Here is an 8,638-nt window from a genome sequence, read left to right as displayed (position 1 = left end):
GTCAAGTCAATCCGATACCGCTTCTTCGACATACGGGCCCCATGAATCGGCCCGCGACACGGCGAGAACCGATTGGCTGCGGGGGACGCAGTGCTTAGCATGACAACACTTCCGCCTTTGGTCGATACAAGGGACTAGTCTTCGTCGGACTCGCGGATCTTGGCGAGGACGCTGAAGTCTTCGAGGGTGGAGGTGTCGCCAACTCCTTCTTTGCCGGCGGCGATGTCGCGAAGCAGGCGTCGCATGATCTTGCCCGAACGGGTCTTCGGCAGGGCGTCCGTGAAGCGGATGTCCTTCGGTTTGGCGATTGCGCCGATCTCGCGCGTCACCTGCTTGCGCACCTTGTCGGCCAGGGCCGAGCCTGCTGTCACGTTTCCCTTGGGGGTGACGAATGCGACGATCGCGGTTCCGGTGATTTCGTCGGGGCGTCCGACGACGGCTGCTTCAGCAACGTCCGCATGGCTGACGATGGCGCTTTCCACCTCCATGGTGCCGATCCGGTGGCCGGAGATGTTCATCACGTCGTCGATGCGGCCCATGATCCAGTAGTAGGCGCCCTTGTCCTTGTGAGCGCCATCGCTGGGGAAGTAGACGTCCTTCCACTTGCTCCAGTAGGTCTCGCGGTAGCGCGCCGGATCTCCCCAGATGCCTCGCAGCATTCCAGGCCACGGGTGTGTGATGGCGAGGAAACCTCCGTTGGGCGGTTTCACCTTCTTCCCGTCGTCATCGAGGATTGCCGCGTGAATCCCAGGAAAGGGAAGGGTGCCCGAACCCGGCTTGGTGTCTACGGCACCAGGCAACGGGGTGATCATGATTCCGCCCGTCTCGGTTTGCCACCAGGTATCGACGATCGGGCATTTCTTGTTGCCGATCACCCGGTGATACCACATCCAGGCCTCAGGGTTGATGGGTTCGCCGACGCTGCCTAGCAATCGCAGGGATGAAAGATCGTGGCGTTTCGGGTGCTCGTCACCCAGGCGAATGAAGGTTCGGATGGCGGTGGGTGCGGTGTAGAAGATCGTGACCTTCCAGCGGTCGATCATCTCCCAGAAACGATCCGGGCCCGGATGGGTCGGTACGCCTTCGTACATGAAGGTCGTCGCCCCGTTGGCGAGGATGCCGTAGACCACATAGGAATGGCCCGTGATCCAGCCGATGTCTGCAGTACACCAGTAGGTGTCGGTCTCCTTCAGGTCGAAGATGGCCTTTGCGGTCGTCGTCACGTGGGTGAGGTAGCCGCCGGTCGTATGCAGGATTCCCTTGGGGCTTCCCGTGGTGCCACTCGTATACAGGATGAAGAGCGGGTGTTCGGCGTCTAGCCTCGCCGGCTTGCAATCGGCCGAGGCGTCGGCCATCAGCTCGTGCCACCACTGGTCCCGGCCCTTCTTCATGGCCGTCTTCTCGCCCGTTCGCTGCACGACCACGACGTGTTCGACGCATGCCGCGCCCTTGCAGGCTTCGTCCACTGCAGGCTTCAATTCGAAAGGTTCGCCGCGTCGGAAACCGCCATCCGAAGTGATCACCACTTTGGCACCGGCGTCGTTGATCCGATCTCGGAGGGCTTCCGCGGAGAATCCACCGAAGACGATCGAATGGGGTGCACCGATCCGCGTGCAGGCCAGCATCGCGATCGCGAGCTCCGGAACCATCGGCATGTAGAGGGCGACCCGCTCGCCCTTCTTCACGCCAAGCCCCTTCAGGACGTTCGCGAACTTGCAGACTTCGCGATGTAGCTGGCCGTAGGTGAGGGTCCGCGAATCCCCGGGCTCACCCTCCCAGATGATCGCCGCCTTGTTGCGCCGCCAGGCGTTCTCGCCCTCGAGGTGCCGGTCGAGGCAGTTGTAGGAGACATTCAGCTTGCCGCCTACGAACCATTTGGCGAACGGCGGCTTCCACTGGAGCGTCTTCTTCCAGGGCGTGAACCAGCTGACGTTTTCCTTGGCCATCTTTTCCCAGAAGCGTTCCGGGTTCTTCTCGCCCAGCTTCCGGAGCTCCGCGGCCTTCTTCTTGTTCCAGTTGGCCTGGCGGGAAAACTCCTTCGCCGGTTTGAAGACGCGCTTTTCCTTCAGCAGGGATTCGATATCGGTCATTCTGTCTCCTGGTCAGCTGGGGGTGCCGTCGCGGACCCAGGCCTCCATCTCTTCGGGGCTCTTGGGAATCGCGGCAGTGAGATTCTCGTGGCCATCGGCGGTGATGACCACGTTGTCTTCGATGCGTACGCCGATGCCGCGCAGCGGCTCCGGCGCCTGGTCGTCGTCAGGGGGAATGTAGATGCCCGGTTCCACGGTGAACGCCATGCCCGGGACGAGCGTTCGCGAATGGCCATCCACGGTGTAGTTGCCCACGTCATGCACGTCGAGGCCCAGCCAATGACTGGTGCCGTGCATGTAGTAGCGGCGGAAGCTCTCATCCTCGATGCGTGCGTCCACGTCGCCGTCGAGCAGGCCGAGCTCGATCATCCCGGCGGTAAGCCTTCGCACGGTCGCCTTGTGGATCTCGTCGAGGCAAGCCCCAGGCTTCGACGCCTCGAGACCGATGAGCTGCGCCTCGAGTACGATCTCGTAGACGTCTCGATGGGGTCCGCCAAACGTTCCCCCGATCGGGAAAGTACGCGTCACATCGGAGGCGTAGTTCTCGAGCTCGCAGCCTGCGTCGATCAGAAGCAGCTGGCCATCGACGAGCGACTGGTCGTTCTCCACGTAGTGAAGGATGGTCGCATTGGCGCCGCCACCAACGATGCTGCTGTAGGCCGGGCCCGAGCTGCCGCGACGTCGGAAGGTGAAATCGAGTACCGCCTCCAGCTCGTATTCGTTGCGTCCCCCATGAGCCAGGCGTGCCGCTTCCTGGTGGGCTTCGCGGCTGATGTCCGCGGCCCGCCGCATGATCTCGATCTCGTCCGCACCCTTGTGGAGCCGCATCTCGTGAAGCGCGCTTCGCGGGTCTACGATGTCGTCGGGCGGGTTGATGCCGCGGCGTGAACGCAATCGCATTTCGTGCAGGATCTGGAAGAGCTTCTCGTCGAGGGTCGTGTCCACGCCGGGGACATGGAAGATCCGGCGTGCGCCGCCGACCAACTCGGCGAGTTTGTCGTGGAAGCAATGGTTGGAGTGGGCTTCGTCTGCGGCGTAGTCAGCCAGCGCGCCTTCGGTACCAGGTCGAAAGCCGTTCCAGGTTTCCATTTCCCGATCCCGAGGCTCGACGAAGAGAGAGAAAGCCGGGCCGCCATCGGTGCGGAAGACCGCGATCGCATGGGGGTGATCGAAGCCCGTGAGGTACCAGAAATCGCTGTTCTGGCGGAACGGGTAGTCGGTGTCGTTGGATCGCTGGATCCGTCTCGCACCCTGGATGACCGCGACGCCGCCGTCGCCCATGGCTTCCAGAAACTTCTGACGTCGCTCAGCAAACACGAGGCGGCAGGATAACGCCTGAAGCCGCTGTGAGGGGGTCTGCGTCTGCAGGTTGCACTGCCAATTCAGGCGGCAGGCCCCCATATCGGTGCAACCCCCCGCCTGCGCACCCGTTTCGCCCCATTCGAGCACTCCGTGAGTTCCAGAGTGCATCCTCAGGTGGCACGACCCACGCTGGAACCAGATCGTGCGGGATTTCTGAGGAATGAAAAATCATAAGCAATTACAGCTACTTATGAATTTTTCCGCAGCCCCCGGCAGAGTTGGCACGCAACGTGAATAACCCCTGAGCGTGGAGCCAACTTGGAATGGGAATCGAACGGTCTCATCGGGCGCGCAGACCTTCGAAACCCGAGTTGAGGAGCTACTGAGTCACCAAGGCGCTTTCCCCCAGATTGCACCCCGCCTGGCTCGGTGAATCCAAAGCCCCAAGTTGATCGAAGGCCCTCCGGATGTTCCGGGGGGCCTTTTCCTTTGTTGGGGCGTCTCTGGCCTACTCGTCTCCGAGGGCCGCGACGATCTCGCTGCCGAAGTTGCGCGCGAACCACCCTTTGACGCCGGTGAGCCCCTCCAGATCAGAGCCCTCCTTGGGTTCTGCCCAGGCGATGTTCTCGAGAGTGGCGTTCGGGCACAGGACTCCCGGGTCCATCTCCAGCTCCTTCGCCCGGCCGGTCCGCCAGCGCTTCAATGCAGCAACACGCTTTTCGGTGGCACGGTCCATGCGGCGCCGGACCGGTCCGTTGGTTGCCGCCTTCTTCGGTACGGGGCCATGGTTCTTCTCGGCCCCGCGCGCCACCGCAGCGAGGATTTCCGGGCCGAAGCGGCGCAGGATGAGATCGGTCACGCCCTTCACCTTGCTCAGCGCGGCATCGGTCTTCGGCTTGCGCTCAGCGATCTCCAGCAGCGCCCGATTGCCGAGCACCTTGAAGGGCGGCCGGTCGATTTCGCGGGCGCGTTTGTCGCGCACCAGGAACATCTCGCGCAGCACCGAGAGCGATTTCGGATCGAGCGCCCGCGCACCCTTGATCCGCAGGTAACCGAGGCGATCGAATTCACGCTCGGGCCACTTGCGTTGGGTCAGGGTCTCGAATTCCTCATGGGCCCAGTCGAGCCGCCCGGCCTTCTTCAGTTCCTTCTCCAACAGCTTCGTGACCTGGATCAAATGGGTCACGTCGGCGGCGGCGTAGGTCAACTGGCTGTCCCGTAGAGGGCGAGCCGACCAATCCGAGCGCTGTTCATCCTTCGGCAGCTTGATGCCGAAGTGGCGCTCGATCAACGCGGACAGGCCGATGGCCGGGTAGCCGAGCAGCTGAGCGCTGATCATCGTGTCGAAGAGGTTTGCGAACACGAAGCCGCAGTCGCGTTTGAGTACGAACAGATCGTACTCGGCGGCGTGGAAGATCTTGCGGATGTCCGGTGAAGCCATCACCGGCGCAAGCGGCTGTAGCTCCGCGGGGCCACCGAGTGCCAGCGGATCGATCAATGCGATCCGCTTCTTCGTGGCGACCTGCACCAGGCAGGTCTTGTCGAAGTAGTGGTAGAAGCTGTCGGCCTCGGTGTCGAAAGCGACGACCTTCTGCTTCATCAAGTCCCGAGACAGCGCTTCGAGTTCGGATTGGGTCTCGATGCGCTCGAAGTCCGCCACGTACGCCTCGAATGGTTGGTGGGTCCGGGGGGACACGGTTGCCTGCCCGGGGGAGGAGCGCAGCGCCGGTCCGACGATCCTAGCCGAGGGGCCATTGGGGCGAAAGGATTGACCCGGAGACCGTGTCGGTTTAAGATATGTGCCATTATACGGAATACAGTTCCATATATTGGGATATATTGGATACTAGGTAGCAAACCATTGAATTCGCTGTCCACGGTCGACAAGGCCATCGATCTCCTCCTGGCGCTGAATGCCGCCTCGAAGCCCCAAGGCGTCACCGCGCTTTCAGGTGCCCTGGGCCTCGGCAAGTCGAGCACCCACCGGATACTGGCGTCCCTGGCCCGTCGAGGGCTCGTCGAGCAAGACGAGCGCCGCCGCTACCGGACGGGGCCCGCCCTCGTCGCCTTGGGTCTCGCCCAACTCGAGCGGGATCCCATCGTGACAGCGGCCCGTCCAGAACTGGAGGCGGCCGCCGCGGAGTTGGGGGAGACCGTCTTCCTTGCCGGTCCGAGAGCCGGACGCATTCTCGTCCTCGACCAGGCCCAGGGAGCGGGTTTCCTGCGCGCCGCGCCGCGGATCGGTGAGGCGATTCCGGTTCACGCCACGGCGATCGGCAAGCTCGTGCTGGCCCACGCGCCCGATACCGTTGGCCTCGGGGGCAGCGAGCTGGAAGCCTTCACCGAGCGCACTGCGACGAGCCATGCCGCGCTGGAAGATGAGGTGCGGCGTGCGCGCCTCCGCGGTTGGGCAGAGAACCGTGGTGAGTGGATCGCGGGACTGTCCGTCGTTGCGGTTCCGTTGTGGCGCGCCGAGCGGATGGAAGGCGCCTTGGCTGTCGCGGCGGCTTCCGAGCAGATCGAGAGACTTGGCGCGATGTCGCTCGTGCGCCGTCTGCGCGCAGCGGCAGGGCGCATCGAAGAGCGGCTCGCAGGAACGCGGATGCTCCGGGAGACGCAAGCATGAAGATCTGGCTCGACGGCGGCCTGGTGGAAGAAGCAGAGGCGCGGGTCCCCGTGACGGATCACGGCTTCCTGTACGGCGATGGAATCTTCGAGGGCATGCGGGTCTATCACCGGAAGCTCTTCCGTCTAGAAGATCACCTCAGCAGACTCGAGACGGCGGCGCGTGCGTTGGCACTGGAGATTCCCGGCGGCGTCGATGGCGCTCGCCAGGCCGCTCTCGAGACAGCCCGTGCTTTCGGTCGGGACGAGGCGTATCTGCGTCTGATCGTTTCCCGCGGCGAAGGTTCGCTCGGTGTCGATCCCACGACCTGTCCTCGTTCGAGATTGGTTTGCATTGCCGACGAGGTGCGCATCTACTCGGAGGAGAAGATGCGCGCGGGGATTTCGCTCATCACCTCCAGTTGGAGGCGCCCCGCGGCAGATGTCCTCGACCCGCGCGTCAAGAGCCTGAACTATCTCAACAATGCGATGGCCAAGCTGGAGGCCCGCCAGCATGGCGCCGACGAGGCACTCCTGTTGAACGCCCAAGGCCAGATCGCCGAAGCCTCCGTCGCGAACCTGTTTGCGGTGCGCGACGGCACGCTGCTCACGCCGCCGGCCGTCGACGGTGCACTCGAGGGGATCACCCGTCGGAGCGTCCTCGAGCTGGCCGCACAGGAGGGACTGCCGGCCGAGGAGCGAAGCCTCGGACGCTTCGATCTCTTCGCCTCCAGCGAGGCATTCCTGACAGGAAGCGGCGCTCGCATCGTGCCGGTCGGCTCCCTTGATGGCCGCCCGATCGGGGGCAGTTCGCGGCCCGTGATGGACCAGCTCTCCCTGGCCTTCGGCCGGCTCACGGAGGAGGCGGGGACGCCACTCGGCGGGTAGCTTCCGGCTCTCTCTCACCCAGGAGAAGCGCATTGCGCTGGAGCCAGGCATTCATACCGACCCTTCGCGACGACCCTGCCGATGCCGAGGCGGCGAGTCATCGCCTGCTCGTGCGCGGGGGCTTCGCTCGCCAGCTGATGGCGGGCGTCTATTCGATGCTGCCGCTCGGCAAGCGCGTGCACGACAAGATCGAGCGCATCATCCGGGAGGAGATGATCAAGATCGGTGGACAAGAGTTTTCGCTTCCCGCGCTGCTGCCCCAGGAGATCCTCGAGAAATCCGGACGGTGGGGCGTGGACGTCATGTTCAAGCTCGAAGATCGCCATGGTGCTGGAGCTTGCCTGGGCTTCACCCACGAGGAGATCTTCGCCTGGATCGCTCGGGAGCTTCGTTCCTACAAGCAACTCCCCCAGATCTGGTTCCAGTTCCAGACGAAGTTTCGCGACGAGGAGCGGCCCAAATCGGGCCTGTTGCGAGTGCGCGAGTTCACGATGAAGGATTCGTATTCCTTCGACGTGACACTCGAGGGACTCGACCACGCCTTCCAACAGCATTTCGAGGCCTACCGGCGGATCTTCGAGCGGCTGGGCCTCGATGTGGTAGCCGTCGAGGCTTCGTCGGGTGGAATGGGCGGGAGCGAATCGATCGAGTTCATGGTCGAGACGCCGGCCGGAGAAGACTGGATCGTCTCGTGTGCGGCCTGTGGATATGCAGCGAATGTGGAGAAAGCCACCTCACTTCTCGAACCAGCCGCCGACGAAGCCGGGCCTGCAACGCCCGAGAGATTTGCAACGCCGGATGTGCGAACGATCGAGGAGTTGGCCGCGTTCGAAGGCGGCGCCCCTGCCGACCGCCAGATCAAGACACTCGTCTACACGATCGACGACGCTCCGACCCTGTTGCTCTTGCGCGGCGACCATGCACTCGTCGAGCAGAAGCTGATCGACGGAACGACCGCCGAGACCTTGCGGCCCGCGACGGCCAATGAGATTCGTCAGGCACTCGGCGCTTCGGCGGGGAGCCTGGGCGCGGTTGGCGCCACGGACCTGCGTGTGATCGCCGACCCGGCTCTGCAGGGCCGGACGAACATGACGATGGGCGCCAACGAGGATGGCTTCCACCTGCGCGGTGTGTCCGTCGAACGGGATATCCAGGTGGGTGAATGGATGGACCTCCGCGAAGTCACGGAAGGCGAAGCCTGCCCGATGTGCGAGGCGGCTCTCGCAGTTCGCAAGACGGCCGAGGTCGGCCATATCTTCAAACTGGGCACGGTCTACACCGAGGCACTCGGAGCCGGTGTCCAGGGCGAGGACGGAAAGAACGTCCCCATCATCATGGGTTCCTACGGGATCGGTGTTGGCCGGGCGATGGCGGGGATCGTCGAGAGCTGGAACGACGAGAACGGCATCATCTGGCCGATGAACGTGGCCCCCTACGAAGTGGTCGTGACGATCGTCAATCCGAAGGATGTCGAGAGTTCCGAGGCCGGCCAGCGCATCTACGAGAGTCTTATTGGAGACGGGGTCGATGCCCTTCTCGACGACAGGAAAGAGCGGCCGGGCGTGAAGTTCAAGGATGCCGAGCTCGTCGGCATTCCCTACCGCCTGACGGTCGGCCCGAAGGGCCTGGCCGATGGCAAGGTCGAGCTCTTTCGGCGGCGCGGCGCTGAAAAGCGCGACGTCGATGTCCACAAAGCGGCCGATATCGTTCTCAACGCAGTCATGGAAGAGAGGCGCTGAGGTCGGCGCTCGATC

General features: G+C 63.6%; 6 protein-coding genes. 3 read left to right on the top strand and 3 right to left on the bottom strand.

What is annotated here, in order from left to right:
• Positions 1-134 precede the first annotated feature (134 nt).
• From acs to GY937_24615, 3 genes are all read right to left on the bottom strand, one after another.
• Positions 135-2,090, bottom strand: a complete 1,956-nt coding sequence (acs, locus tag GY937_24625; GenBank protein MCP5059901.1) for an acetate--CoA ligase — start codon at positions 2,088-2,090, stop codon at positions 135-137.
• A gap of 12 nt (positions 2,091-2,102) precedes the next feature.
• Complete coding sequence (locus GY937_24620; GenBank protein MCP5059900.1) at positions 2,103-3,491, bottom strand: M24 family metallopeptidase; 1,389 nt, start codon at positions 3,489-3,491, stop codon at positions 2,103-2,105.
• A gap of 409 nt (positions 3,492-3,900) precedes the next feature.
• A complete protein-coding gene (locus tag GY937_24615) occupies positions 3,901-5,088 on the bottom strand; it encodes a ribonuclease D (GenBank protein ID MCP5059899.1) in 1,188 nt (395 codons plus the stop codon).
• Between the two features lie 165 nt (positions 5,089-5,253).
• Between GY937_24615 and GY937_24610 the strand changes: the two genes are divergently transcribed.
• From GY937_24610 to GY937_24600, 3 genes are read left to right on the top strand one after another with little or no spacing between them, the layout of a single operon-like run.
• A complete protein-coding gene (locus tag GY937_24610; protein ID MCP5059898.1) occupies positions 5,254-6,018 on the top strand; it encodes an IclR family transcriptional regulator in 765 nt (254 codons plus the stop codon).
• A complete protein-coding gene (gene ilvE, locus GY937_24605; GenBank protein ID MCP5059897.1) occupies positions 6,015-6,884 on the top strand; it encodes a branched-chain-amino-acid transaminase in 870 nt (289 codons plus the stop codon). The genes GY937_24610 and ilvE overlap by 4 nt, the downstream gene beginning before the upstream one ends.
• A gap of 32 nt (positions 6,885-6,916) precedes the next feature.
• Positions 6,917-8,623, top strand: a complete 1,707-nt coding sequence (locus tag GY937_24600) for a proline--tRNA ligase (GenBank protein MCP5059896.1) — start codon at positions 6,917-6,919, stop codon at positions 8,621-8,623.
• Positions 8,624-8,638: the final 15 nt, after the last annotated feature.

The sequence above is a fragment of the bacterium genome (genome assembly GCA_024228115.1).
Classification (GTDB): Bacteria; Myxococcota_A; UBA9160; order UBA9160; family UBA6930.
Note: the sequence above shows the minus strand (reverse complement) of the source record. Positions and strands in the feature narration are given on the sequence as shown.